At 69.4% G+C, this 24664-nt stretch carries 20 protein-coding genes and 4 pseudogenes; 13 read left to right on the top strand and 11 right to left on the bottom strand.

Annotation, left to right across the window (positions count from 1 at the left end; translation table 11 throughout):
• Positions 1-18: 18 nt before the first annotated feature.
• On the bottom strand, positions 19-639 hold the full coding sequence (locus AB0H83_RS48765; protein WP_360109776.1) for a helix-turn-helix domain-containing protein: 621 nt from the start codon (positions 637-639) through the stop codon (positions 19-21).
• Between the two features lie 7 nt (positions 640-646).
• On the opposite strand from AB0H83_RS48765, the gene AB0H83_RS48760 reads away from it, so the two are divergent.
• The gene (locus tag AB0H83_RS48760) at positions 647-811 is read left to right on the top strand and encodes a transposase (RefSeq protein WP_360109773.1); all 165 of its coding nucleotides are present in this window, start codon (positions 647-649) and stop codon (positions 809-811) included.
• 224 nt (positions 812-1035) lie between these two features.
• Here the strand turns inward: AB0H83_RS48760 and AB0H83_RS48755 are convergent, their stop codons facing one another.
• The 3 genes from AB0H83_RS48755 to AB0H83_RS48745 form a co-directional block, all read right to left on the bottom strand.
• Complete coding sequence (locus tag AB0H83_RS48755; protein WP_360109770.1) at positions 1036-1785, bottom strand: CPBP family intramembrane glutamic endopeptidase; 750 nt, start codon at positions 1783-1785, stop codon at positions 1036-1038.
• Positions 1786-1906: 121 nt separating this feature from the next.
• Positions 1907-3835 (bottom strand): FtsX-like permease family protein, encoded by a 1929-nt coding sequence (locus AB0H83_RS48750; RefSeq protein ID WP_360109767.1) that lies wholly within the window; start codon positions 3833-3835, stop codon positions 1907-1909.
• Complete coding sequence (locus AB0H83_RS48745) at positions 3835-4569, bottom strand: ABC transporter ATP-binding protein (protein WP_360109764.1); 735 nt, start codon at positions 4567-4569, stop codon at positions 3835-3837. The genes AB0H83_RS48750 and AB0H83_RS48745 overlap by 1 nt, the downstream gene beginning before the upstream one ends.
• A 107-nt stretch (positions 4570-4676) precedes the next feature.
• Here AB0H83_RS48745 and AB0H83_RS48740 point away from each other — a divergent pair, with 107 nt between their 5' ends.
• Together AB0H83_RS48740 and AB0H83_RS48735 are read left to right on the top strand one after the other, a co-directional pair.
• Positions 4677-5903: a sensor histidine kinase gene (locus AB0H83_RS48740; protein ID WP_360109761.1), complete on the top strand. Its 1227-nt coding sequence runs from the start codon at positions 4677-4679 to the stop codon at positions 5901-5903.
• A 17-nt stretch (positions 5904-5920) separates the two neighbouring features.
• A complete protein-coding gene (locus tag AB0H83_RS48735; protein ID WP_360109785.1) occupies positions 5921-6562 on the top strand; it encodes a response regulator transcription factor in 642 nt (213 codons plus the stop codon).
• A gap of 144 nt (positions 6563-6706) precedes the next feature.
• Here the strand turns inward: AB0H83_RS48735 and AB0H83_RS48730 are convergent.
• Positions 6707-6864 (bottom strand): annotated as a pseudogene (locus AB0H83_RS48730) (glutamate-cysteine ligase family protein); the annotation flags it as partial.
• A gap of 133 nt (positions 6865-6997) precedes the next feature.
• A complete protein-coding gene (locus tag AB0H83_RS48725) occupies positions 6998-7387 on the bottom strand; it encodes a hypothetical protein (RefSeq protein ID WP_360109758.1) in 390 nt (129 codons plus the stop codon).
• 358 nt (positions 7388-7745) lie between these two features.
• Here AB0H83_RS48725 and AB0H83_RS48720 point away from each other — a divergent pair.
• From AB0H83_RS48720 to AB0H83_RS48710, 3 genes and pseudogenes are all read left to right on the top strand, one after another.
• Positions 7746-8285: pseudogene (locus AB0H83_RS48720) on the top strand (substrate-binding domain-containing protein); the annotation flags it as partial.
• Positions 8286-8562: 277 nt separating this feature from the next.
• Complete coding sequence (locus tag AB0H83_RS48715; RefSeq protein WP_360109755.1) at positions 8563-9057, top strand: hypothetical protein; 495 nt, start codon at positions 8563-8565, stop codon at positions 9055-9057.
• A 1004-nt stretch (positions 9058-10061) separates the two neighbouring features.
• Positions 10062-10703 carry an NAD(P)-binding domain-containing protein gene (locus AB0H83_RS48710; protein WP_360109752.1) on the top strand — a complete coding sequence of 214 codons (642 nt, stop codon included), beginning with the start codon at positions 10062-10064 and terminating at the stop codon, positions 10701-10703.
• Positions 10704-11187: 484 nt separating this feature from the next.
• Here AB0H83_RS48710 and AB0H83_RS48705 read toward each other — a convergent pair.
• Positions 11188-11936 (bottom strand): annotated as a pseudogene (locus tag AB0H83_RS48705) (ABC transporter ATP-binding protein).
• A 3-nt stretch (positions 11937-11939) separates the two neighbouring features.
• Positions 11940-14639, bottom strand: a complete 2700-nt coding sequence (locus tag AB0H83_RS48700) for an FtsX-like permease family protein (protein WP_360109749.1) — start codon at positions 14637-14639, stop codon at positions 11940-11942.
• Positions 14640-14859: 220 nt separating this feature from the next.
• Here AB0H83_RS48700 and AB0H83_RS48695 point away from each other — a divergent pair, with 220 nt between their 5' ends.
• The 3 genes from AB0H83_RS48695 to AB0H83_RS48685 all read left to right on the top strand — a co-directional run bounded on the left by AB0H83_RS48695 (position 14860) and on the right by AB0H83_RS48685 (position 16540).
• Positions 14860-15549, top strand: a complete 690-nt coding sequence (locus AB0H83_RS48695; RefSeq protein WP_360109782.1) for an IS6 family transposase — start codon at positions 14860-14862, stop codon at positions 15547-15549.
• Positions 15550-15984: 435 nt separating this feature from the next.
• Positions 15985-16131, top strand: coding sequence for a hypothetical protein (locus AB0H83_RS48690; RefSeq protein WP_360109746.1), 147 nt, complete (start codon positions 15985-15987; stop codon positions 16129-16131).
• Positions 16132-16144: 13 nt separating this feature from the next.
• Complete coding sequence (locus AB0H83_RS48685) at positions 16145-16540, top strand: hypothetical protein (protein WP_360109743.1); 396 nt, start codon at positions 16145-16147, stop codon at positions 16538-16540.
• A gap of 348 nt (positions 16541-16888) precedes the next feature.
• Here AB0H83_RS48685 and AB0H83_RS48680 read toward each other — a convergent pair whose 3' ends face one another.
• The gene (locus AB0H83_RS48680; RefSeq protein ID WP_360109740.1) at positions 16889-17389 is read right to left on the bottom strand and encodes a hypothetical protein; all 501 of its coding nucleotides are present in this window, start codon (positions 17387-17389) and stop codon (positions 16889-16891) included.
• Positions 17390-18022: 633 nt separating this feature from the next.
• On the opposite strand from AB0H83_RS48680, the gene AB0H83_RS48675 reads away from it, so the two are divergent.
• Together AB0H83_RS48675 and AB0H83_RS48670 are read left to right on the top strand one after the other, a co-directional pair.
• The gene (locus tag AB0H83_RS48675; RefSeq protein ID WP_360109737.1) at positions 18023-18625 is read left to right on the top strand and encodes a hypothetical protein; all 603 of its coding nucleotides are present in this window, start codon (positions 18023-18025) and stop codon (positions 18623-18625) included.
• Complete coding sequence (locus AB0H83_RS48670) at positions 18589-18984, top strand: hypothetical protein (protein WP_360109735.1); 396 nt, start codon at positions 18589-18591, stop codon at positions 18982-18984. Before AB0H83_RS48675 ends, AB0H83_RS48670 begins: the two co-directional genes overlap by 37 nt.
• A gap of 186 nt (positions 18985-19170) precedes the next feature.
• On the opposite strand, the gene AB0H83_RS48665 is transcribed toward AB0H83_RS48670, so the two are convergent.
• Positions 19171-20307 carry a hypothetical protein gene (locus AB0H83_RS48665; RefSeq protein ID WP_360109732.1) on the bottom strand — a complete coding sequence of 379 codons (1137 nt, stop codon included), beginning with the start codon at positions 20305-20307 and terminating at the stop codon, positions 19171-19173.
• A 395-nt stretch (positions 20308-20702) separates the two neighbouring features.
• Positions 20703-21290, bottom strand: coding sequence for a hypothetical protein (locus AB0H83_RS48660; RefSeq protein WP_360109729.1), 588 nt, complete (start codon positions 21288-21290; stop codon positions 20703-20705).
• A gap of 464 nt (positions 21291-21754) precedes the next feature.
• Between AB0H83_RS48660 and AB0H83_RS48655 the strand changes: the two genes are divergently transcribed.
• Positions 21755-22897: an IS701 family transposase gene (locus tag AB0H83_RS48655; RefSeq protein WP_360109779.1), complete on the top strand. Its 1143-nt coding sequence runs from the start codon at positions 21755-21757 to the stop codon at positions 22895-22897.
• Between the two features lie 1275 nt (positions 22898-24172).
• Positions 24173-24664, top strand: a pseudogene (locus AB0H83_RS48650) (group II intron reverse transcriptase/maturase); the annotation flags it as partial.

Raw genomic sequence — 24664 nt, 5'->3', positions numbered from 1 at the left:
CTCGGGCTGCCCTCAGCTTCACCACCCTGCTACGACAGGACAGCGGTGCAGGTCTCTCACCTCCACACGATCAACAAGCGCCTCACGGCGCACGACGAATAGGACGTACAGGCGTCGCAGCGTGATGGTGTCGATGTGGAAGAAGTCGGCGGCCAGCAGCCCGGACGCCTGCGCGCGCAGAAACGTCCGCCAACTCGTATCGATCTCACGCGGGGCAGGGCCGGTCCTCGATCGGGCGAGGATGCGGCGGATGGTGCCGGCGCCGACGCGGTGGCCGAGGCCGACGAGTTCGCCTTGGATGCGTCGATGTCCCCAGCCGGGGTTCTCCCTGGCGAGGCGCAGGATCAGGTCGCGGACGTCGTCGCTGATCGGTGGTCGTCCGGGTCGGTTCGGGTAGGTCCAGTGCCGGCGGACCAGCCGGCGGTGCCAGGCCAGCAGGGTGGCCGGGGTGACGATCCGATGCTGCCACAGTTCCCGCGGCAGCGCCCGGACCAGCGCGGACAACACCGCTCGCTCCGGCCACGACAGACGCGGCCGGCCGATCTGGCGTCGCAGCACGGCAACCTCGTGGCGTAGCACCAGCAACTCGGCGACCAGCGCGGACTCGCTCCGCGTGGCCTGCGGCAACCAGCCGAACACCCGCACCGTGCTCCACGACCATGAGGACCACTTCGACCGGCACCGGCCGCACCAGAGCCTGGATCAGCATCCACCCGACTACGACCCCGGCGCGGTCATCGCGATCGACAAGCCGATCCACCGGCGACGGGTTCTCGGCGGCACGATCAACGAATACCGCCGAGCCGCATGATCCACTCGCAAATCCCCAGCTCACAAGCATGAACACAGTTTTGGCACGGTACAGGTCCTGAAGCCGTACATTGCGACCTTGAAGGGATCGATCTGGTCCGCGCTGGTGTCGCCTTCGAGGACAAACCGGAACCATGCACGCAGCGCCGCCTCGCCGAGCTCGCAGCCCTTGAGTCTACTGAACACTTACTGCCCCGAACCCGGCGATGTCCAGATCCAAGGCGCTCACTCCCGGGATTCTTGCCGACCGGCTCGCACGAGCGGCCCGGCTGCGACAGCGGCCAGAACCAGGACCACCAGCAGCTGAATGCCCTCGTGCCCGAAGCCGCCGTGGCCGAGCAGGAGCGCGGTGGTCAGCGGGGCCAGCACGAAGTTGTTGCCGGCGTGCGCCAGGCAGGCCGGCCAGATGCTGCGGCTGCGGGCCCGCAGCCAGGCCAGGATGATCTCCTGGCACATGATCCACGCCGTCCAGCCGACCAGGCCCAGGGCCAGATGCCGGAACTCGGCGTAGCCGAGCAGCGCGAGCGGATAGTGCCAGACCGCCGCGATCAGGCCCGCTGACAACGCGGCACGGCGAGGGCGGCCGGGGCAGATGCGCAGGAGCAGATAGCCGGTCCAGCCGAACTCCTCGCCCCAGAGGGCGAGGGTGACGATCGGCGCTACCGCGCAGAGCAGCAGCGGCACTGCCCAGACCGGCACGCCGGGAAGCAGGTCCGCCATCGGACGGACGGACGGCTCCCATCGCCCGGATGCCGCGGCGACGGTGACCACCGCGACGGCGACGCCAAGTGGGCCCAGCCATGCCAGCAGGTAGTACCGCCAGGCGGCGCGCAACCGCAGGCGGGAGCCGGCGTCCGCGAAACCTTCGCGGGTGACCCAGCGCCGGACCACCAGCGCCGCGGCCGCCGGCGCGAACGCGACCGGCACCTGCACCAGCGGGTTCACCAGCGACCAGCCGAGCAGCAGGCGGGCCACCGCTTCCCAGCCCCAGGCAACACCGAACGAAATCAGCAGAAATGCCGCCAGACCCCGCTTCCTCGCTCGGTCCCCGACGCTCGTCGCTCGGGCATCGATCATGGTGGTCGGCTCCCGTCGGTCAGGCCGCGCGCTCAGCACGGTGTGGAGGCTTTCGCGTGCGGATGCCGGCCGCTGCTGCCGCCACGGTGAGCAGCAGGCAGGTGAAGCCGATGCCGAGCAGCGGGAGCCATGGGATGGTGATGGGCACCGCGAACCCGGCCAGGTCGGCCGTGATGGCGCGGCGGACGAGCCAGCCCAGCAGTACGGTGGTGACGCCGCCCAGCAGCAGGCCGGTGCCGCAGACCAGGGCGGCCTGCCAGACGGCGGCTCGCCGGACCTGGTCGGGGGTCGCGCCCAGGAACTGGATCAGGTTGCGTTGCCGGCGCCGGTGGGAGGCGCTGATGAGGGTCGCGTTGACGATCGCGATGGCGGCGTAGACGCCGGCCGGTCCGAGCAGGATGGTGAGGCCGAGGTTGTTGGCCCGGCGGGTCTGCGCCGTGGTGGCGTCGATCCAGTCGCCGGAGTCGAGGATGCGGCTGTTGGTACCGGCGAGCGTTTGCCGGAGGGAGTCTCGCGCCGCGGCGGCGTCGGTGCGCGGGACGACGAAGACGGTCCCGGTCGCGCGGCCGGTGGCGGGTGGCAGCAGGTCGAAGGGGATGACAAGGTCGCCGTACAGGTCGGGTGCGTCGGGGATGACGGCGACGACGCGCAGCGGGATCCGGTCGCCGTCGATCCAGACCACGAGGGTGCCGCCCAGGCCGATGCCGGCGTCGGTGACCCACGTGGTGGTGACCGCGACGCTGCGTCCGTGGAAGTCGTCGAGGGTGCCGCGAGTGGCGGTCAGGCTGCGGGCGGCGACGGCGGTGGCGGGGTCGATGATCTCGACCTGGTCGCGCTCGCCGGGGCGGCCGTTGTCGTCGCGTTGGAGCATGACCTGCCGGCGTGCGTCGGCGATCGCGACGGCCGTGTCGGATGCGACCGACGCAGCCGCAGCCGGGCTGCCCGCCTCGACGACGAGCGGCGCGTGCAGCCGGGCCCGATCCTGCGCGGTCGTCCAGTCGGCGGTGAAGCTGAGGGCCAGCAGCAGCGACCCGGCGATGGCGGAGATGGCCATGACCGGGGCGGCGACGGCGGCGGTGGCGCGGGTGGCGGCGCGCACCTCGTCGCGGGCCATCCGGGCCGTCACGTCCCGGCTGATGAACGGGCGGGCCAGCAGGGCGGCGAGCCGCGGGATGACGGCGGGGCCGATGCTCATCAGGCCGATCATGACCACCTCCGGCAGCAGGATGGAGGCGATCAGCGCGAACAGCGGAGGCAGGCCGGCGGCGACGATGACGGTGGCCACCAGGCCGCCGAAGCACAGCGTCGCGACGGCGAACTGGACGATGCTGGGCCGGGTTCGCTCGACCGCGGCCTCCCGCAGGGCGGCGCCGGGCGTGATCCGGGCGGCCCGCCGCGAGGATCGCCAGACCCCGAGGAACGCGACCACCGCGCCGGTGGGCGCGGCGACCGCCCAGGCGATCCATGGGCTCGGGGGCTGCAGGTCGAGCGTGGTGATCCCGATGGCCCGCACCAGCCACAGCACAGCCGAGGCCAGCGCCGTGCCGAGCAGGCCACCCACGGTGGTGGCCGCGGCCGCGACGACGAGGGACTCGCCCAGCAGCAGCCGGCGCACCTGCCGTGGCGTCGCGCCGACCAGGCGCAGCAGGCCGAGCTCACGCCGGCGGCCGGCCACGACGAAGCCGAACGTGCTGCCGACCACGAAGAGGGCCATGAACGCCGAGATCGCCGACATCATCCCGAACATCGCGGCCAGGTCGTCGAGTTGTGCCCGCTGATCGGCGGTGACGCCGGGCCGGCTGCCGGTGGCGTCGACGCTGCCGATGAGCGTCACGGTGACGGCGATCAGGACGACGCCGAACAGCAACGCGACGAAGGCGCCCAGGTAGCCGCGCCATGAGCTGTGCACGGTCTGCCTGGCCAGGGTCAGCATCGTCGGGGCGCGCATCATCGCTCCAGGTCGTTCATCGTCGCGGCGATCTGACCGGCGTCAGCGCGCGCGAGGTGACCGACGACCTGCCCGTCGGCGAGGAACAGCACACCGTCCGCGTACGAGGCGGCCAGCGGATCGTGGGTCACCATGACGACGCTCTGGCCGCCGTCGGCCAGCGACCGCAGCAGTTCGAGCACATCGCGTCCGGTACCGCGATCCAGCGCGCCGGTGGGTTCGTCGGCGAACAGCACGTCGGGCCGGCCGTGCAGCGCTCGGGCGATCGCGACCCGCTGCTGCTGGCCGCCGGACAGCTCCGACGGCCGGCGCCGGGCGTGCTCGGCCAGGCCGACGTGGGTCAGGGCGCTCCGCACGGTGGCCGGGTCGACCCGGCGTCCGGCCAGGCGGGCGGGCAGCGCGACGTTGTCGAACGCGGTGAGGGCGTCGAGCAGGTTGTAGGACTGGAAGACGAACGCCATCGACGTACGCCGGAAGCGGGTCAGCTCGGTCTCGTTCAGCTGGTCCAGCCGGGTGTCGCCGACGGTTACCCGCCCGCCGGTCGGCCGGTCGAGGCCGGCGGCGAGTTGGAGCAGCGTCGACTTGCCGGAGCCGGACGGTCCCATGATCGCGGTGAACGTGCCGCGCTGGAACACGTGGGTCACGCCGCGCAGCGCGTGCACCGAGCCGGCGCGCGAGCGGTAGGTGCGGGTCAGACCGTCGAGCGTGACGGCCGCCGAGGATGGATGATGCATGCCCTCAGTGCACCCGCGGACGCGTGCTGCCACACGGGCTTGGACGCGACTTCGGGGGTAGCGCGCACGCTACCCCCCGCGGCCGAGGTGATCCGTACGATTGGCCCATGAGCGACGCCTGGACTGCTGTGCGCGGGCGCCCCGCACGGTTCCTGGCGTCGGCGTGGCCGTGGCGCTCTCTGGCGTACGTGGGCAGCACCGTGCCCGTCGGCCTCGGCTGGCTGATCCTCCTGCTGGTGGTCCTCAGTGTGGGCGTGGCCACGATCGTGGTCGTGGCGGGACTGTTCGTGCTCGCCGGCGTTGCGACGCTCGTCCGCCTCGCCGCCGCGGGTGAGCGTCGCCGGCTCCGGCTGGTCTTCCCCGGGCGGCCGGCGGACCGGCGACATGTGCTGCCCGATCGGGAACGGGGCCGCGCATCGTGGCCCGAGGCGGGCGTCACGATCCTGCTGGCGACGGTGTTCTGGCTCGTGGACGCCGCGGTGGTGGTGATGCTGTCGGCTCCGGCCGTGCTGATCCTCGCTCCGGTGCTGGTCCGTTACGACGGTGTCGAGGTCGCCGGGTGGCGGATCGACAATACCGGGGAGGCGTGGGCCGCGGTGGCCGCCGGCCTCGGCACGCTGGTCCTGCTGGCATACGCGGTCACCGCAGTGGCCTGTGGCCAGGCGGCGTTGGTGCGGCACCTGCTGGACCCGCCCGAGGCACGGCTGGCCGAGGCGGTCCAGCAGCTGCGCCGCTCCAGAAGCGGGCTGGTCGACGCATTCGAGACCGAACGCCGCCGCATCGAGCGCGATCTGCACGACGGCGTCCAGCAGCGTCTCGTCGCGCTGACCATGACACTGGGCAGCGCCGAGCTGGACCTGCCCGACGGCCCCGGCCTCGACCTCGTCCGCGAGGCACACCACCAGGCCGAGCAGGCCCTCGCCGACCTGCGCACCACGATCCGGGGCATCCACCCCCAGGTGCTGACCGACCACGGCCTCGCCGCGGCCGTCCACGAGATCGCCGGCCGGTCACCCGTACCGGTCCACCTCGATCTCGCCCTGAACGGCAGGCTGCCGCCCGCCGTCGAGGCAGCGGCCTACTTCTTCGTCAGCGAAAACCTCACCAACATCGCCCGCCACGCCCGGGCCCGATCGGCACAGGTCCACGCGTGGACCGACGACGACGCACTGATCGTCTCGGTCGTCGACGACGGCGTCGGCGGCGCCGACCCGCAGGCCGGCACCGGCCTCGCCGGACTGCGCGCCCGCCTCGACGCCCTCGACGGCGACCTGCACATCACCAGCCCCGCCGGCGGCCCGACCCAGGTGAGGATGACGTGCCCGATCCGCTGACACCGCACCAGCAGGCGCTGCGGATCGTAGTCGCCGAGGACGCGGCCCTGCTCCGGGAAGGGCTGGTGCGGATCCTGGAACGCGCCGGGCACGAGGTCGTCGCGGCCGTCGCCGATGCGCAGGCCCTGCTCACGTACGCGGGCAACTGCCGCCCCGACCTCGTCGTCACCGACATCCGCATGCCACCCACCCACACCGACGAGGGACTGCGCGCGGCGGCGACGATCCGGGCCGCGCATCCCGGCATCGCGATCATGTTGCTGTCGGCCTACGTCGCCGACGCCTACGTCGGGGAGCTGCTCGACTCGACCCCCGGCGGCGGCATCGGCTACCTGCTCAAGGACCGGGTCGGTCACGTCCGCGACTTCCTCGACAGCGTCGACCGCGTCGCGGCGGGCGGCACGGTCGTCGACGCCGAGGTTGTCCGCCAACTCGTCAGTCTCCGGCACGCCGACGGTCCACTCGCGGGCCTCACCGAACGCGAGCGCGAGGTGCTCGCGCTCATGGCCGAAGGCCACACCAACCACGCGATCGCCGGCAAGCTGTTCGTGAGCGAGGCGGCGGTTCGCAAGCACATCGGCAACATCTTCGCCAAGCTGCCGCTCGACCCGCATTCGGACCGCCGGGTCTCGGCCGTGCTCACCTACCTGCGCGGCTGACCGAGCGCCACATCGCGCGGCCTACTGGAAACGAATCAAGGCGGCCTTCTTTCATGTCGACCTCCCCTTTGTGGCGATCCAAGTATGCACCGCGCTACCCGCCCCCGCCGAGGGCGCGGCTCGACTGACGTCCGTAATCGAAAGACCCGGCTGCACGTCCAGGTAGCGCACGTCCAGGTAGCCGTGCGGCCGCACGGGCGGCGACAGCGTGCTGAGGTGGTACTCCAGGTCTGCCACGGTCGATGGCGCCTCCAGCACCCTTTGATCCAGTTTGCGAACGTCATGTCGACCGGGGCGTTGTACCTGCCAAGAATGCCATCCGGGCAGCTCAGGCGGCGTGCTCGTATTGGTAAAGGACGCCACCGAGGTGGTCACGCCGGTGGATGTTCAGCCCGACGAGTTGGTCCGGGTCGGTGATCGGTTCGGGCAGCGGCTTCAGCGGCCGGACATTCGCGATCCCCTGATGCGGTCGGTGTAGGTTGTAGAACCGCTTATGCTCCCGCAGCGCATGCACAGATGCCGCTGGTTCCAGATCAACGTGCAGTCCAGCAGTTCGCGGCGGCAGGTCCGCACCCAGCGTTCGATGATCGCGTTCATGCGGGGCACCTGTGAACTGATCAGTCGTTTGAGGATCCGGCGGATGGCGGAGGCACCCACGCGGTGGCCGAGGCCGAGCAGTTCTCCTTGGATGCGTTGGCAGCCCCAGCCTGGGTTGTCTCGGGCCGTCTGCTCGACCAGGGCGGCGAGGACCGGGTCGATCGGTGGGCGTCCCTGTCGGTGGAGATATGTCCAGTGGCGGGCGACCAGCCGCTGATGCCACCGCATGATTGTGGTCGGGGTGACGAGCCGATGCGCGCTCGCTCGCGATAGGAGCCTGATTAGGGCGGCGAGCACTGCCCGGTCGGCCGAGTCGAGCCGCGGCTTCGGGTTCTGCCGTCGCAGGACCGCGTTTTTTCGTGGCGAAGGACCAAGATCTCCACATCTTTGGCCGCGCCGGTGCGGGCGAGGAGCGCAAGCCAGCCGGCGATACCGCAGAACACGAGGTAGATCAGACGCAGCGGCATGCGTCATGATGATGCCCGACGGCATGGCCGAACGCTGCATCTGCCCATGTCAACCACGGTGACGGGCTTTGGAACCCCGACGGGTCCGTAGGTGACACTCCGGGCAGACGCTCGCCAAGATCTTCACAAACCAGATCACCAACTGGAACGATCCGGCCATCACCGCCGACAATGGCGGGCGGAAGCTGCCGTCGCCGGACATCATCCCGGTCGTGCACGCGGAGGGTTCCGGCGCGACCTGGCAGGTCACGGCATACCTGGCTAAACAGTTCCCGGCGGACTGGGGCGCCTACACCGGCCGCACGCCGACGGCGACCTCGTACTTCGCCCCGGTTGGGGGCCGGATGATCGCCCGGAACGGCTCCGACGGCGTCATGAACGCCGCCACCGCTGCCTCGGCCAACGGCGCGATCGGCTACAACGAATACTCCTACGCCCTGGCGGCGAACTACCCCGTCGCGAATCTGCAGAACGCGGCCGGCTCCTTCGTCGCGCCGACAGCCGACAACGTCACGACCGCGCTGACCCACGCGATAGTCGACAACAACCGGGCCTCGCCGACCTACCTCGTGGCCAACCTGACCAACGTCTACATCGCGCCGGAGCGCAACGCATACCCGCTGTCGTCGTACTCGTACGTTATCCTGCCGACCGGCACAGACAGCCAGGACGCTCGGATGACCACCGCCAAGCGCCAGACGCTCGCCGATTTCCTCGCGTACGGTCTCTGCGCCGGCCAGACCGGCCTCGGAGCGCTCGGTTACGCGCCGCTGCCGGCGAACCTCGTCCAGGCCGGATTCGAACAGATCCGCAACCTGCGGGCCGCCGATCCGGGTGTCGACCTGACCAACGCCTCGTCCTGCGACGCAGGCGGCCCGAGGACAGCCGGCGTGCCGGCGGACAGCGACAACCAGACCGACCCCCTACCAGGGCAGCGTGGCACTGCAGGTGGCGGGCGGCACCGAGGTACACCTGCGGCAGGTCGATCCCGCTGCGCCCAGTGGCCACCCCGCGCAGGCCACCGACCCGACCGGACACCGCCACGCCTGGGTCTTCACCGGCGATCTCACCGGCATCAGCGTCTCCGACACCCGACCCGGCCAGCCCGGCTGGACACTCACCGGCCAGGCAACCGACTTCGTCGCCGGCGCAACCACCGTCTCCAGCGTCCACCTCGACTGGACACCGGCGCTCGTGGCCGCCACGAGCGACGCCGAGGGCACGCCCGTCGCCGGACCTGCGATCGCGCCGCGCATGCAGGTGCCCACCAGCAGCGGACTCGCCGAACCGGGAGCCACGCTCGCCAGCACACCCGCCGGCAGCGGCCTCGGCACCCAGAACGTGTCGGCAGCGATGGCGCTATGGATTCCGGACACCGCACTCACGGGTATCTACACAAGCACGCTGACGCTCACGCTGATCAGCCCGTAACCGTCGGGGCATCGGCCCAGGCGCCTGGTCTGATCCAACTCTGTCGATGTCGGCCTGTGGCCCGGCCCGCCCCGCTACGGTCAGTGTTGGCGGCAGGGTCTCACGGCGCTGACGCATACGGACTCTCCAGCAAACGACGTACGGCGCACGCTATGGACCCGCGACATGGAACACATCCGTCAACCGGACGACGATGCGTGACGCCCCGGCAGACGTATCGGCAGCGGTGTCGCGCTGGCTGCAACCGCGTCTGGATGCCCGCGCCCTGCCGTGGTGGCAGTCCGTCCCGCTCATCCTGATCGCCGCTTCGGGGGTTCCACTGGTGCTCGGGATTCCTGCCGCGATCGCATCGCGTCCTGGGACCCAGCCGTAGGCGTTCCTCGTCCGGTCCGGGCGATTCGTCGTTCCGGTGGTGCCGAGGGTCCGGATTGTCGTCACGGTCAGGTAGGCCAGTCGCAGCAGCACGATCGATCATCATGTCGCGGCGATCGGCAGCCGTACAGAGGCTGACTCAAGCGACCGCTGTCGACATCCAGTACCTCCGCTCCACCAGGGCGGATGGGGTTTTCGGCAAAGGCGAGGCGACCCGGGGGCCTGCGAGCGGACGGGCACGGCGCTGGCGCTCACGCTTGCCTGATCGCGGACGTCAGGGCCGGGTCGGAGCAAAACGCTCGACAACCGGCTCGCTGTCTAGGCCGCAGTGTGCGAGTGCCTCCGCGATGCGCAGGTGCAGCCGTGGCGCGCGTAGCGGCGGTATTGCCGTGACGATCGACTCGCGTACGAGCTCATGGACGAAGTGGTCGGAGCGCGGGTCGCCTGGGGTGGGCTCGATCAGGCCGAGGGCCTGGTCTTCCACGCAGTGCATCCGGCCTGCGCGGCGACGACCAGTGATCGGCGGCGCGCGGGACGGCGCGGAGGCTTCCGCGGCCCGTGGCCCGGTATGTCGCATCGGACACCGTGCCGAGCAAGGGAATAGCCCTTGCGTGGGGCGGGTTCTGCGCAGCGTGACTACATTCGGCATCATCGGGGCGGGACACATCGGCAGCGCGGTCGCCCGGGCGGTGATCGCGCTCGGCCATGACGTCGTGATCGCGAACTCCCGCGGACCCGAGACCCTGTCCGCCCTTGTCGAGGACCTGGGGCCGGCCGCGCGGGCGGCGAGCGCGGCCGAGGCGGGTGCGGCGCGTGACGTGGTCGTCGTCACGATCCCGTTCGGCCGGTACCGCGAGGTTCCGATCGAGCCGCTCGCCGGCAAGATCGTGCTCGACACCAACAACTACTACTGGGAGCGCGACGGCCGGTTCCCCGAACTCGACCGCGGTGAGGCCACCACCTCCGGGCTCCTGCAGGCCCACCTGACCGGAGCGAAGGTGGTCAAGGCGTTCAACCACATCACCGCAGCCGGCATCAACGCCGACGGCTCACCGGCGGGCACGCCCGGCCGGCGCGCGCTGGCCGTGTCGTCGGACTATCCGGAGGCCGTCGCGTTCGTCGTCGACCTCTACGACAAGATCGGGTTCGACGCCGTCGACGTCAGTCCGCTGAGCGAGTCGTGGCGGGTCGAACGCGACCGGCCGGCCTACGTCATCCGCCAGGACAAGGCCGAACTCGAGGCGAACCTCGCGAAAGCGCCGCGCACCGTCTGACCCGCCCGGCCCGCGGGCCAGGCAGGCAGGACCAGACCGCTCGCATGGGCGGAAACCCGGATCAGCGCCGTTCCAGTCACTGGAACCATGACGCACCACCGAATCAACGGGCCCGGCGTGATCGACGCCGGGCCCCAGACACCAGGCGAGCGGATCAGCGCCGCCTCCCTCGCCGAATGATCGGCGAACAGCTGATCAACCATCGCAGCATGCAGGACCCGGCGGCAGACAGTCTCGACACGCGCCCCCGGCGCCCGCTGATCAGGGCCCCAGGCGCGTCACCGCCGTCGACACCGCACCCGCGCTGCTCGCCTGCTGACCGCAGTAGCCGGTAGCCGCACGGTCCGCCCTGGCCGCCCTCGCGGTGCTCTACCCCGACCGCCACCGCCGCCGACGAGATCGACGTCCTCGCCGCCGAACACGCTCGTGGCGCACTTAAAGATCAAGCTGAGACCACACACGCCGCCCAGCCAGCAGCTGCCTGTCAAAGGGCAGGCCCGGCTAAAGCCGCAGTTGGGTGGTTCGGGCCAGTGTCGACTCCGGAGGCTCGCCGGCCGTCAGGTCTATGTCTTCGGTGATCCGCCCGTCGGCGAGGCGGAGCAGTCGGTCGCAGCGGGCCGCGATGTGATGCTCGTGGGTCGCCTGTCATCCCGCGTGCTTCGCGCAGGTCGAGCAGCAGGTCGAGGATCTGCGTGCCGTTGGCGGAGTCGAGGTTGCCGGTCGGCTCGTCTGCGAGCAGTAGTCTCGGCTCGCCGATGAGCGCGCGTGCGATCGCCACCCGCTGCTGCTGGCCGCCGGACAGCTGAGCCGGCAGCGCTCGCTCCCGCCTGGCGAGGCCGACCGCGTCAAGTAGGTCCCGTGCGCGTGCGCGCTTGTCGAAGCCGACCCGGAAGGGCAGGACCGGCGCGATGACGTTGTCCGGGCCGTCAGGGCGGGCAGTAGATGGTACCGCTGGAAAAGGAATCCGACCGCCCAGCGATACTCGCTCAGCTGCTTGCGCCGCAGCGCCGTCACCTCGACCCCGTCGACCACGATCGTGCCGTTGTCCGGTGCCTCGATGGCGCCGATGAGGTGCAGCAGTGTCGATTTGCCGGACCCGCTCGGCCCGGTGATCGCGGTGCAGCTCCCGCCGGCGATGTCCACGGTGAGGTCGTCGGCCGCGACGATCTCCTGGGCGCCGGCGTGGAACCGCTTCGTGAGTCCGGAGATGGTCAGTGCGGCACCTGTCGGCATCGGTCACTCCTCGGCGAGCAGTCGGGCGGTCGGGATGCGCCGGACGAGCAGGGCAGGCACGAGCGCGGCGGCGGTGGCCGACAGCGCGCCGGCCACGATGGCGGCGACCGCGGTGACGACGAGGCCGGTGGTGATGTCGCCGACCAGCCAGGCGGCCCCGACGAGACCTAGGCCGGCGCCGAACGCGCCGCCGAGCACGCCGATGCCGAAGCCTTCGGCGGCGATCAGGCGCGCCAGCGCTGCGGCGGTCCAGCCGAGCGCGCGCAGTGTCGCCAGCTCGGCGGCGCGGTCGCGGATGTTGAGGTACAGGACGTCGGCGACGGCGAACGCGCCCAGCAGTACCGTCGCCACCACGGCGACCGTGTCGACCGTCCGGACCTGCAGCGACACCGCGTCGCCGAGCAGCGTTCCGACGATCGCGCCGTGGAAGGCGAACGTGACCGCGCCCAGCAGCGTGGCCGCGGTGGTACCGACCGCCAGTGCCGATGCCCCGAGCAGCGTTCGCCCCGGCACTCTGAGCAGGTTTGCCAGCCCGAGCATGAGCGGACCGCGTGGACTTCCGGTCCGGCGGAGCAGTGCCACGGCGGGACGCAGCCCGCGGGCCGGCCGCATCCGTGCCGCGTTCGCCGCCGGCACGGCGCCGGCGAGCAGCGCAAGCGCGAGCGCGATCGGCACGGCGAGCAGCGCCTGCGACCACGTCACGCGGATGTCGAGCAGCAGCCCGAGTGGCGCGGCCAGCAACACGGTGCCTGCCCCGGCGACCAGGCCGATTGCGGCGACCTCGCCGAGCACTGCGGCGAAGACCTGGCGGGCCGGCCAGCCAAGTGCGGTGAGCGTGGACAGTTCGGCGCGCCGGTCGCGGACCCCGGCGGCGACCGCGTTGGTCAGAAACAGCGCGCACACGACCAGTACCAGTGCGAACAACACGACGCTTTTGCGGTCGACGGCGCTGACGATGGCCGCGGCGACGCCCTTGTGCGTCCAGAGCTCGGTGACCCGCAGTTCGGGTCGTTGGTACCTGCCTGCGGCCAGCGTCACCGTCTGCGGCGCCGGCGACGACCCGTAGGCGATGTCTACATCGAGCCCGGTCGCTGCGGCAATCTGCTCTGCGACGATCCGGACCCGCTCGCGGGAGGTCGGCGTGAAGCCCTGCACCCCGGCGACCCGCACGCGAACCGCGCTGATCGGAGCGTCCTTGTTGGGTGCGTCGGTTTCCCGCAGGGTCTCGGTCAGCGCCTCCAGCGTGGTGAGCAGCATCGGCGGAGAGGAGAGGTAGCCGGCCGGGCTGCCGTTGGGTCGCAGTGCCTGGTCGCCGAGCAGGTCGCGGGTGCGCTGGTCGGCGCCGACCGCCTCGGGCGCCTGGTAGGTCTCCATCGACACGCGACTGAGCGGGTCGAACGTGGCGAGCTTGCGCGGGTCGAACGTTCCCACGACCTCGGTGCTGTGGAAGACGGTCGAGGTGTTGTTCCAGTTGACCTGGCCGATCTCCCGGAACGCGGTGTCGTCGATCTGCCACGGCACGGCGAGTCCGCGCACCTCCGGCGTCCGCCACGCATCCGGGTCGGCGTCGATGGTCTCGGCGATCAGCGTGCCGTCTGCAGCGGTGCGGTACCGCACGCCACCGACCTGCATGAACTGGATGAGGTCCGGCTGGTAGCCAGGCTTGGCGAGCGTGTCCGCGAATGCCTGCTCGGCGGTGAAGCTGCGGGTGGCCAACTGCTGGCCGTGCAGGCCGTCGAGCATCGCGAGCGCGTCCTGGGCCGACGTCCCCGGCGGCGGTCGGTCGAGCGCCGTCCGGGTCATCGTGACGATCGCGCTGTTGTCCGGGTACGCCCGGTCGGCCGCGATGACCGGCAGGATCCTGTTGATGCTGTCGGACCGCGTCCGGTCGGTGCTGTCGAGATACCGGCCGCCGGTGAGTGCCTGGCGCAGCCCGACGAGCCGCTCCTCGGCGATGGGGTCGACGCCGGCGACGAGGAGCGGCACGTGCCAGGTGAGGCGGGCGACCGCTCGGTCGGAGGCCGGCGACGGAGGGTGCTGCTCGAACCGGCCGTCCCGGGTCAGTTGCAGGACCTGCATGTCGGTGTAGTCGCGGTCGGTCATCAGGTCGGACATGGTCGCCCGGGCCAGCCAGGCGCAGAGCGGCGCGCCGTCCTCCAGCACCGCGAAGCCGCCGCACAGCTGATCGACGGGAAGTACCTCGCCGCCGGTGAACCGGACCGTCGTCCCGCGGTTCTCAAGCACGGGCCAGGAGATCTCGTGCCTGGTGACGTAGACGTACAGCGGGCGGGCGGTCACGGTGGAAAGCCCTCGGTCGGCGAGAAACGTGCGGTCGAGGCGGATCACCTGCCGGTCGAGGCTCTTGTCGACCAGGTCGGTGATGTCGACGTCGACGGTGATCCCCGCGTTGGCGTAGCCGGCCATCGCGATCGGCGCCGCGACGTCTACTCCGGGCACCGCGGCGACCTTATCGACGTCGTCGAACGTGAGTCCGCCGTAGATGCCGGACAGCGAGTTGGGCCGGATGAGGGCGCGTTCGTTCTCCAGCGCCGTCCGGGTGCCCTTGGGTCGGACCAGGATCTCGTAGGCGGTTTTGGCGCTGCCGTCGACCTTGCCGGTGACCTCCAGCCGCGCGGTGTCGGTGGCGCCGGTGAGCACGGTGAATCCGGTGGTCGCGGTGAGCACGCCCAGCAGGAGTGCCACCGACCTCGCCGCGCGCCCTCGCAGTGAAGCCCAGATGAAGGAGATCACGGCACTACTCTGTCGCAATACATTGTGACAATGCAAGAGGCGGGCACAGTCCGGGTATGCCGATCCACGACGCGGTGCTCTCCATGTTGTCCACGGGGCGCCGTTGCATTGAGCGTTGGCAAGATCGAGGCAGACTTGAGCGGTGAAGTCTTCGACCCGACCTGACCTGTGGCTGCCTCCGAAGTCGGCGTTCGCCGGGTTCCGGTTCCCAGCCGAGGTGATCGTCGTCGCGGTGCGCTGGTATCTGCGGTTCAACCTGTCCTACCGCGACGTTGAGGAGTTGCTGGTTGAACGCGGTGTCGAGGTCGACCACGTCACTGTCTTCCGGTGGGTACAGCGGTTCACGCCACTGCTCGCCGACGCCGCCCGGTTCTGCCGGCACGCACCAGGCGACAGGTGGCACGTCGACGGGACGTACGTCAAAGTCAACGGAGTCTGGCGATACGTGTGCCGAGCGGTCGACCAGCACGGCCAGGTCATCGACGTGCTGGTCTCGGCCCGCCGTGACGCCGACGCGGCCCGGCGGTTCTTCCGACGAGCGCTGTCGACGTTGAAGGTGACACCCAGCGAGGTGGTCACCGACGCCGCCGCGGTCTACCCCGCCGTCCTCGACGAGCTGATCCCGTCCGCGTGGCACCACGTCGAGCGGTACGCCAACAATCCGATCGAGGCTGATCACAGTCGGCTGAAGCACCGGTTGAGACCGATGCGCGGACTACGAACGGACACGACAGCGCAGGTGATCATCGCCGGCCACGCCTTCATGCAGAACCTTCGACGCGGACACTACGAACTCGCCGTTGACGCCCCGCCCGCTCTGCGGGTCGCCGGTGCGTTCGCCGAACTCGCCCGGGCGATCTGACCGCGGACCCGACACGGGTTCAACGCGTCCACCGATCCCACAACGCAACGGCGCCTGGACGGCTGGTAGTGGCGTACGTCCTGCAGCCAGCGCAGGTACCGCTCGATATCCACCCGGACCGCTGCGAGTGGATCGAGGTCATGGTCGGCGCACCAGCGCAGGAAGACCCGTAGGTCCGACTCGCTGTGCAGTCGGGTCTGACCGCGGTAGCGGCCGAGGTACGCGGCGGTCGCCGCACGAAGTACGAGCTCGTTGGGGGATCCGCCGCTGGCGGCTGGAACGGTGATGGCAGCCATACATCACCGTGCGTCACCCGCAACGATGAACACCAGTGCGCTCGCCGCGGCAGATGCGGAAGCCAAGATCGGTTGCGGTCGTATGCTGCCACGACCGCACCGTTCCGTTCGCCTTCGGCCATAGGCCGCATCGCCGGACATGAAAGCGCGTTGCGCTGTCGGGATCGAGCTGCGGCAGAATCTGGGCCGAAGCTCCCTGGTCAGCACCGGGCTCGTGCGGGCCGGCGAGATCCTCGACGGGGAGGCGCTGCGGGTGCTGACCTCGGCCGCCACGGGAGGGCGATGAAGTGGCATATGAGATGAGGTTCTACTGCCAGCAGCCGGACGCGGCGTCCGCGGTCGCGGTCGCGGTCGCGGTCGCGGCGATGGTGCAAGGTGGCGTGCTGGCGCGCTATCCGGGCGCGAGCTTCCGGCAGTACCCGCCGCAGGCCGGCATTCGTGAGTTCGACATCGATGCTTCCACCGGGGCTACGCTGTATGTATTCATTGATGTCGATGAAGCGAGAGTTGCCACGGCCACGGCCGACATGCCCGATGCTCCGGCCGGGTTGTCGGCCACGACGTCGATCGCAACGGTCGTCGCATCAGGCGCCGCCGACCCCGCGTTGCTGATGGCGTGCGCCACAACATTCGTGGTTGATCTCGACGCAGTGCTGTGGGACGAGATGGACGGGTTCGACGTCTCGCTCTCCTGATGCGTTGTTCCGTGCTCGTAGGTCGTCGGCAGGGACGCCGCAGCCTTGCCGAGGACATTCACCCGCGGTGACGAGGACCTGCCGACCGTCGTGCAACAACGGCGGCAGATGCGGATGCCGGTGGAGAAGGATGGGTCAGTGCGACGATGACCGCGGTCGGCGCGGTGAACTCCGGCGGCTGTGGGTCCACCCGCTAGGCCGTCACCAGTAGCGTGCCGAACTGCGGTACGTCAAGGCCCCTGAGGTCGGCGGGCTCATCGCTGGCGGCCGGACGGCCAGGGTCTCCAGCAGCCGCTGCATATCGGAGCCGACTGTCCTGCGGCTGGAGTGCAGGACTATGAAGCACGGTCACACGTTGCCAACCTCGACGAACAGGTCCGGCACTTCCTTCTCGAAGTCTCCGGCAAGCTCCACCAGCAGCGGCGTCGTGGTGTCGAAGTCGGAGCCGATAACGGTGTACGTCGCCGTGTCGGCGTCCGGCCAACCGAAGCCCTTCGGGGCGTACACGACGAACGCACTTCTCATCTCGGTCCGCGGCCTGTTGAAGGCATTCAGCTGGAGGAACTGGTCGATGCAGTCGCGGCTCGTGGACAACCGCAACCACATCTTGACTCCGAACATGTTGGGAACCCTCGCGTACCGGACCGACTTCTCGGCGCATACAGGCAGTTGCAGATGGGCCCAGTGCAGACTCGCTGACAGGGACGACCCGTCATGTCCGGGGTAGGCCCGTGCGTCCTTCGCCCGAACGAGCCGCGCCCCGACAGCTATTGCGAGCAGCGTTATCGCCGTCACGGCAAGAACGACAACGATCTGCCTACGCCTGCAGGCCCTGAGAATCACCGTCAATCTCGAACCGTTCATGAGATGGTGTGGCCCCCGCCGGCGCCCGGCATCGCATAGTTGCGTGCCGTGCCGTGTTCGCACAATCTGTGGCACTCGTGCGGAACCGTGACCCTCATCACCTCAGCTGCTCCCCGTCGGCGGAGTGCCACGCGTTGGTCGCAATGACACGTTGAGCCGGTGACTTTGCTGTGCTGTCCACGTTTGGTGCGACATGACCGAAACCTGCATCTTCATCCGCAAGTCGTCGGCACCGGAACCGAGGTCTGATTGAGCTGCTGCCCTCATTGTCCGTCGCGGCCCTGGCCCATCCACCAACGAAGCTGTCGTCACGGCAGCGGGGACTCGTGCACCGCTGCCACCAGCGGTGCGCCAGTTCCGGCTTGCCTACTCCACCGAGACCGGCAACCGCCTGGCAGCCGACCAGCGCAGCGCCGAGGCTGGCTATCTACCCCCGCCAAGATCACGTGCTCGCTCATCGGCTGTCCGGCCGCCCACACCACCAACACGTTGCTACGTTCGGTGACGGACCGCAGGGGTACCTCCGCGCGGTGACGGCGGCAGAAGCGGATACTCCGACCACCTGCTCGAAGATCGATGATGGTCGGCCAACGGAAGCCAGGGTCTTAACATCGGGTGATGAAGGCGATCAGGACCGCGACACTTCGTTCCCGCGTCGAGGAGGTGTTCCGCCGTCACGGTGGCGGCTGGTACGTGATCAGTGCCGAACATCTGGTTCTGGTTGGTCCTGCGCTCACGGTCGAGAAGAGCGTCGAGATCCGGCGCAACGGCATGGCGACGGCCAGCCCTGACGGGAAGCTTCTCGCCGTTCCCGGCACTGACACCCTCACCGTCTACGACGACAGCGGCGATCAGGTCACCACCGTGGCACTGCGAGGCTGGCCCGACGACTCCAGCAGCGCGGTCACGTTCTCCACCGGCGGCAACTACCTGTTGGCAATCTGCGCCGGGGAAGTCCGGGGTACCGCCGAGATCCGCCGAATCGATGGCGCCGCCGGCTGGGCCACCACCGCGACGGCCACGCTGCCGGTGATCAACGACATCCATTCGGCCGTGTGGGCCCATCCGCACCGGTCCGCTTACCTCGGAGCATCGGCGCCGGCCAGGACGGGCAGTGGTCCTGGTGGGTCAGCGACGACGCAGCGCTGGCCACCACCGAGATCAAGGCCCTTAGAAATCGGGCCGTGTCCGGCATGGCCGCCAAGCGAGAGATGGCAATGAGCGTGCCCGGTGCCTACGGTGAGGAGATCGCCTGGCACGATCTGCCCAGCGGAAACGTCGTCCGAAGCATCGACGCCGCTGCCCTCGTCGGCGACGACGACGGCGTCCAGCACACCGTCGACCTGGGCGATGGATGCCTGCTTGTCGTCACCGGGGAAGGCCACGTCCTCAGGGTCGAGCAGTCCGACGGGCGACCGATCATCGCGGCTCGCATGCCCGCCACCGACGCCTCGTCCCCGTACGGATGGGCCGGCGCAACCATTGCCACCGCCAACGACCTGCTGCTGTGGGACCATGACGGCGGCATCGCCCTGGCCAGCCTCACCGGCCAAGCCGAAGACAACGCCGTCGATGCTTGAACCATCTCATCGCGGCATGAGCGCGCACCCCGACGCTCTACATTGACGATCATGGACTATCGCTTCTTCCGGCGTCGGGCCCGCAGCGGATGATCGGCATCGGCGTCGAAGCCAAGCTGGACCGGCGCACCTGGGTGTCAGCGAGCCGGTCGTCACCGTCCATATACGCTCCCCCCGCCGTCACGCTCACGCATCGGCCGGTACCAGGGTCCGCATAGCCGCACCGGCGAGTATGTCGCCTGCGGTGACCGCGGTGGTGACGCCCGGCGTGTCCGGCATCTGCGGCTCGGTGCTCCACTCAGCGGCAACGGCCGCGGTCTCCAGCGTGGCGACGTCGTCCCGGGCGATCATCGCGCGGGCGAGCGCGAGCAGCACACCCTCCTGCGTGCCCTGGTGCCGGTCGGCCATGGCCGCCACCTCCGCCGTGACCGGTCCGGCCGTCTCCGGGAACAGCGCCGCCAGCGCCGCCATCACCAGCCGGGCCGCCTCGGGCTCCCGCGGCCACCGGGTCAGCAGCCGCGGCAGCTCGGCACCCACGGCCGACCGCACCTGCGCCGTCCACGGCTGCGGCACAGGTTGCCGTCCAGTGGCCACGGCCCGCTCGGCAGAGCCGACGAGGCTGCTCTCCCAACGCGACGCCGCCCACAGCAGGTCCAGCCACAGCTCGTGGCGGCGGCCGACCGCGACGGTGTCGCTCATGATCAGCCGGGCAAGAAACCGCATCGCCGGCGCGGACGCCGAATAGCAAGTCCCCTGGTGGAACAACTCGTCGCCGATCAACTCCCGGAGAATGCCCGGCCAGTCGTCCGGCACCGAGGCAAACCTGCGGATCAGGCCCGGCACGTCGCCCGCCGGTCCGTACGCGTGCTCCAGCTCCGTCCACGGCACGTCGTCGAGGTCGTGGAGGTCGACCGTCGTCCCGGCCGGTGCGGGGCAGCGCATCGACAACCGTTTCGAGCGCGGCGGGACCACCGGCAACTGTCCGGTGCCCGGCCGGGCCCCGATGCGGCGCAGCAAGATCGGGTGCGCCGGCACGGCGTCGAGCCGGCCAGCGTCGCACGGCCCGCTGCCCGCCCACCAGCCCTCATGCTGCCGGGCCAGCCGCCGGGCCAGCCGCCCGGCCGCGGCGATGCTGGCGAACCCGGCCGCATCCATCGCGTACGGGCCGGCGTCGACCGCCTCGACGAGCCACCGCTGCTGCTGCGGCCGACCGGCGACGATCGCGAACCCGGCCGCGGACAGCGCCTGCGCCAGCCCGGCCGCGACGGCCTCGCTGAGCACCACGAACCGGTGCTGACCGGCCATCGCCGACCACCCCGCCATCTGCTGCATCCCTTCGCCGGTACACGATGGTGGTCATCATGGTGCAGAACCTCGGCCGGGTGTTCAACGAAGTGCCGGACCTCTACGACCGGTCCCGCCCGGCTGCCCCAACACATTACTCGCCGACCTCGCCGCGATCACCGGCCTGGACGCCCGGTCGGCGGTGATCGAGGTGGGGTGCGCCACGGGTCAAGCGACCCGACCGCTACGCCTCCAATCCGCTCACCTCGCTGTCCGACCCTGACGAGCATGGCCCACTCCGCCAAAATCACGTGCACGCAATTCGGCAGAGTCGCGAGTCGTGGTCAGGTTCCGGAGGCCTGTAGGCGCAGAGGATGGAGTTTGGGGTGGCGGTCGAGGTTCTTGCGGGCGCGACCGACGTGCTGCCGTAGCGCTCAGTCGAACTCGCGGGACACAATGTGCACCCGGCCGGCGGCGTGATCGGCGCGGACGGTGTCCAACGCCAGGCCGTCCAACTCGGCCGCCTGATCTGCCTCGTGTGGCTCGAGCATTTGCAGCGCGACGTGCGGCGACTCGGGACCCAGCGGAACATCGTTGGCCAGCACCGCTTCCAGCAGAGCTTGCGCGGCGGACCGCGCCCCTTCGTCGACTGCCATGTGGACCATCAGGTGTTCGTTGCCCGACGCGACCCACCGCGCGTGCGAGATCCACACGGTCCGTACCTGCGGGTGCACCAGGACCCGTGCCGCGAACGCGCCTCGCAGCGCCACGGCGACCGGGTGCGTCGACCGCGTCAGACGCAGCGTCTGCTCCCCCTGGGTGCGCATCCCCCGCCCGCGCAGCGTCGCGGCCACGAGCGGCAGCGGGACCTTCGCCCACTCCTGAACGGCGAACACGACGAGGGTTCCGACGCCCGTGTGCTGGGAGATGTCGAGCAGCCGCAGCGCGTCGCAGAGCATCGACCCGGCAGCGTCGGGCAGCCACCGCTCGCAGGAGTCCTCGCTGGTGTAGCCGGGCAGCACCGGACGGTGTCGTCGACGCCAATGAACATGACCGAACCCTGCTCGTCGAACGGCACGTAGACGCCACCGTCGACGAGTGCGGCGAGGAGGGCGTCGGCCTCATCGACGGCCCGGCCGCGCTCGAGGACGGCGGCGAGGGCATCGTTGGGACCGGGCATCGGAGGATGCCTAGCGCATCGGCCCGCCGCCCGCGCGAAGCAGCAGCTGTCCCGCTACTACGGCTTGAACTGTGCCGACGTCGGTGCGAAGCCGGTGGGTGCCCCAGAACTCCGCACAACCCAGATCAGGTGCGCTGTAATCGGCACTAGTACTCCAGCCGCACTTTCGTATCTGACATCCTTGCTGGTGGGAGGCTGTTTCGTTGCCGGATGTGGGCATGTCTGCAGTGTGGATCATCCTATGTAGACTGTCGCGTTGTGTCGATCGATGCAGTTCCAGGCTGGCTGTCGGCGTTCGATGATCTGATGGCGAGGGTGGCGCCCAGGTTCGGGCGGGTGGAGCCACGTCGGCAGGCTCGCAGCTATCTGTTGGGCCTGCTGTCGCCGTTGGCGGACAAGAACGGCTGGACTCTGGCTGAGGCGGCGGGTGACCGGACGCCGGACAGGATGCAGCGCCTGCTCAACCGGGCTCAGTGGGATGCGGATGCGTTGCGGGACGACCTGTATGACTTCGCTGCTGAGCATGTCGGTGATCCCGATGGGGTGCTCATCGTGGATGAGACCGGATTCTTGAAGAAGGGTGTCAAGTCCGCCGGCGTGCAGCGGCAGTACTCCGGCACCGCGGGTCGGGTCGAGAACTGCCAGCTCGGGGTGTTTCTGGCCTACTCGAGTCCGCGTGGGCGGGTGTTGCTGGACCGGGAGCTGTATCTGCCCCGGACCTGGTGCGATGACCTGGCACGGCGGCGGGAGGCGGGGATCGGTGACGCGGTGCGCTTCGCGACCAAACCCGCGCTCGGTCTGCAGATGCTCGCCCGCGCGGTGGACGGCGGCCTGCCAGCGAAGTGGGTGACCGGCGACGAGGCCTACGGCAAGGATGGCAAGTTCCGGCTGTGGCTGCAGCAACGGCGCATCAGCTATGTCCTGGCCGTGGCCAGCAACCAGAAGATTCCGACCGAGCGCGGCAGCGCCCGCGCTGACGCCTTGGCCGCCGCCGCTCCGGCGCTCGCCTGGAAGCGACGCAGCTGCGGTGACGGCGTGAAAGGCCCGCGCGTCTATGACTGGGCGGTTGCCACGCTGCCCGACACCGGCACCGCCGAGCACGGCCGCACCCGCTGGCTGCTGGTCCGCCGCAACATCGCCAAACCGAACGAACTGGCGTACTACCTGTGCTACGGCCCGGACGGCACCAGCGACGAGGAACTGATCCGGGTCGCCGGGACCCGCTGGGCGATCGAGGAATGCTTCCAGACATCGAAGCACGAAACCGGTCTCGACCACTACCAGGTCCGCCGCTACGACGCCTGGTACCGCCACATAACTCTGGTTATGGTGGCCCACGCGTTCCTCGCCGTCACCGCCGCAACTGCTGAAAAGGGGGCCCTGCAAGGGATCGGGACGGCCTCATCCCCCTCACCCTCGGCGAGGTCCGACGTCTCCTGGCACACCTGATCACCATCATCCGACCCGTTGATCATATCGATCGATGGTCACGATGGCGCCGCCGCCACCAGTTCAGGGCCCGAACCAGCCACTACCAGCGAAGACTCCGACTCTATGAAGTGCGGCTGGAGTACTAGCGTGCGCAGGCCGCGAACCAGCGATCAAAACGCAGCAACAGAGCGTGACGGTCGGCGGCGAGTCTCAGTGCTCGATCGGCGGCAAGACAGGAAGCATCGGCGTCGCCGGGGCGCGTCGCTCACTGTGACGACCACGGTGCCGACGCCGCGCACGATCGGCGGCAGAAGCGCTGCGCCGCGAGGCGCCTTGTTGTATCCCCAGCGCAGCTGGGAGGAACTCGGAGGGAGGTTCCTGGGTCTGATGGCTTACCTGGATCCGAAAGGTGAAGGGGACCAGAGCATGCCAGGAAAGCGGTGGCCGTGCCCAGGCGTACGGGTGCGGGGTGCCGCGGGACCCGCGGAATATGGTGAAAGCTGGATTGCTTGAAGCCCAATCTCCAGTCGGTGCAAGCCGCCACCCACCGGAAAGACGTCTGAACCGGTGCCGTGCCCTGTGTTGGTGTTCCGCTCAGCCGACGCAACCTCCGGAGCGCGGAGCGATGCCCAGTGAGGGCATTCAAGGAGATGAGTGGGCCGCCTACGTTCCGCTCGACACGTACAACAGGGACGAACGCGGGATCGCCTACGGGACGCGAGTCCTATGGCGACGGAGGTCTCGTAGTAGTCGGTGCGCCATGAGGTGCACTGCTGTATCGCCCGCGCAGCGGGCAGAGACGAGAGGAGTTGTCTCTGGATCTGATGGCTGACCCGGCCTCGAAAGGGTGACCGGGGAAAACAGCATGCCAGGAAACCGGTGGCTCACGCCCAGGCGTATGGGGTGGCGTGCCGGGGGATCCGCGCGATATGGCGAAAGCCTGATTGCCTGAAGCCTAGTCTCCAGGAGGTGGAATATGGCGCCTGCCGGAAAGATGCCTGAAACCGGTACCGACCCCTGCGGCGGGTTGGCGACTAGCCCGCTGCAATCCTCTGGGGTGTAGGAGCGATGCCCTGTCAGGGCATTTAAGGAGACGGACGGGACGCCTAAGTCGCGCTAGACACGTACAGCAGTTGTGAACATGGGATCGCCTAAGGGACGCGAGTCCTATGGTGACGGAGTGCCCGCAGTAATCGCCGGGGTAACGTCCGGCCAATCTGGAGACCGCTAATGACGGTCCACAGGGTGAAGGGGCACAGGCGACGAGCGAGAAGGAACCATGAGGGATGCGAAATGCAGAAAGCCGAAGTGGTACTTAACGTTCTCCGCGAGCGTGGCAGGAAGGGCCTGCCGTTCACGCAGCTCTACCGGCAGATGTTCAACAAGGATCTGTACCTGCTGGCCTACGGGAACGTCTACGCCAACCAGGGTGCGATGACGCCCGGGGCCAACGAGGAAACCGCCGACGGCATGTCCGAGGGCAAGATCGACCAGATCGTCGAGGCGATGCGGTGCGAGCGGTACCGGTTCTCTCCGGCCCGCCGTACTTATATCCCGAAGAAGAACGGGAAGCTACGTCCCCTCGGCCTGCCGTCATGGTCCGATAAACTGGTCGGTGAAGTGGTCCGCCTCCTACTGGAGGCGATTTACGAACCACGGTTCTCCGGCCGGTCGCACGGGTTCCGGAAAGGTGACTGGTCAGGTGCCCGGTCGGCGAGTCGGTTTGACTTGGGTCGATTGATGTCTGGATCATGGTGGGGTGTCTGGGACTCCGTCGGTCGAGCA

The sequence above is a fragment of the Dactylosporangium sp. NPDC050688 genome, assembly GCF_040654515.1.
In the GTDB taxonomy this organism is placed as follows: Bacteria; Actinomycetota; Actinomycetes; order Mycobacteriales; family Micromonosporaceae; genus Dactylosporangium.
This window is presented reverse-complemented; position numbering and strand designations above follow the sequence as displayed.

Bases quoted from the DNA above. Each gene is read 5' to 3' on its own strand.
- AB0H83_RS48690 (WP_360109746.1), top strand. From the start codon at position 15,985: ATGAAAGCGCGTTGCGCTGTCGGGATCGAGCTGCGGCAGAATCTGGGC.
- AB0H83_RS48750 (WP_360109767.1), bottom strand. From the start codon at position 3,835: ATGCGCGCCCCGACGATGCTGACCCTGGCCAGGCAGACCGTGCACAGC.
- AB0H83_RS48655 (WP_360109779.1), top strand. From the start codon at position 21,755: ATGGCGAGGGTGGCGCCCAGGTTCGGGCGGGTGGAGCCACGTCGGCAG.
- AB0H83_RS48685 (WP_360109743.1), top strand. From the start codon at position 16,145: ATGAGGTTCTACTGCCAGCAGCCGGACGCGGCGTCCGCGGTCGCGGTC.
- AB0H83_RS48745 (WP_360109764.1), bottom strand. From the start codon at position 4,569: ATGCATCATCCATCCTCGGCGGCCGTCACGCTCGACGGTCTGACCCGC.
- AB0H83_RS48740 (WP_360109761.1), top strand. From the start codon at position 4,677: ATGAGCGACGCCTGGACTGCTGTGCGCGGGCGCCCCGCACGGTTCCTG.
- AB0H83_RS48725 (WP_360109758.1), bottom strand. From the start codon at position 7,387: ATGCGGTGGCATCAGCGGCTGGTCGCCCGCCACTGGACATATCTCCAC.
- AB0H83_RS48675 (WP_360109737.1), top strand. From the start codon at position 18,023: ATGAAGGCGATCAGGACCGCGACACTTCGTTCCCGCGTCGAGGAGGTG.
- AB0H83_RS48665 (WP_360109732.1), bottom strand. From the start codon at position 20,307: ATGGCGGGGTGGTCGGCGATGGCCGGTCAGCACCGGTTCGTGGTGCTC.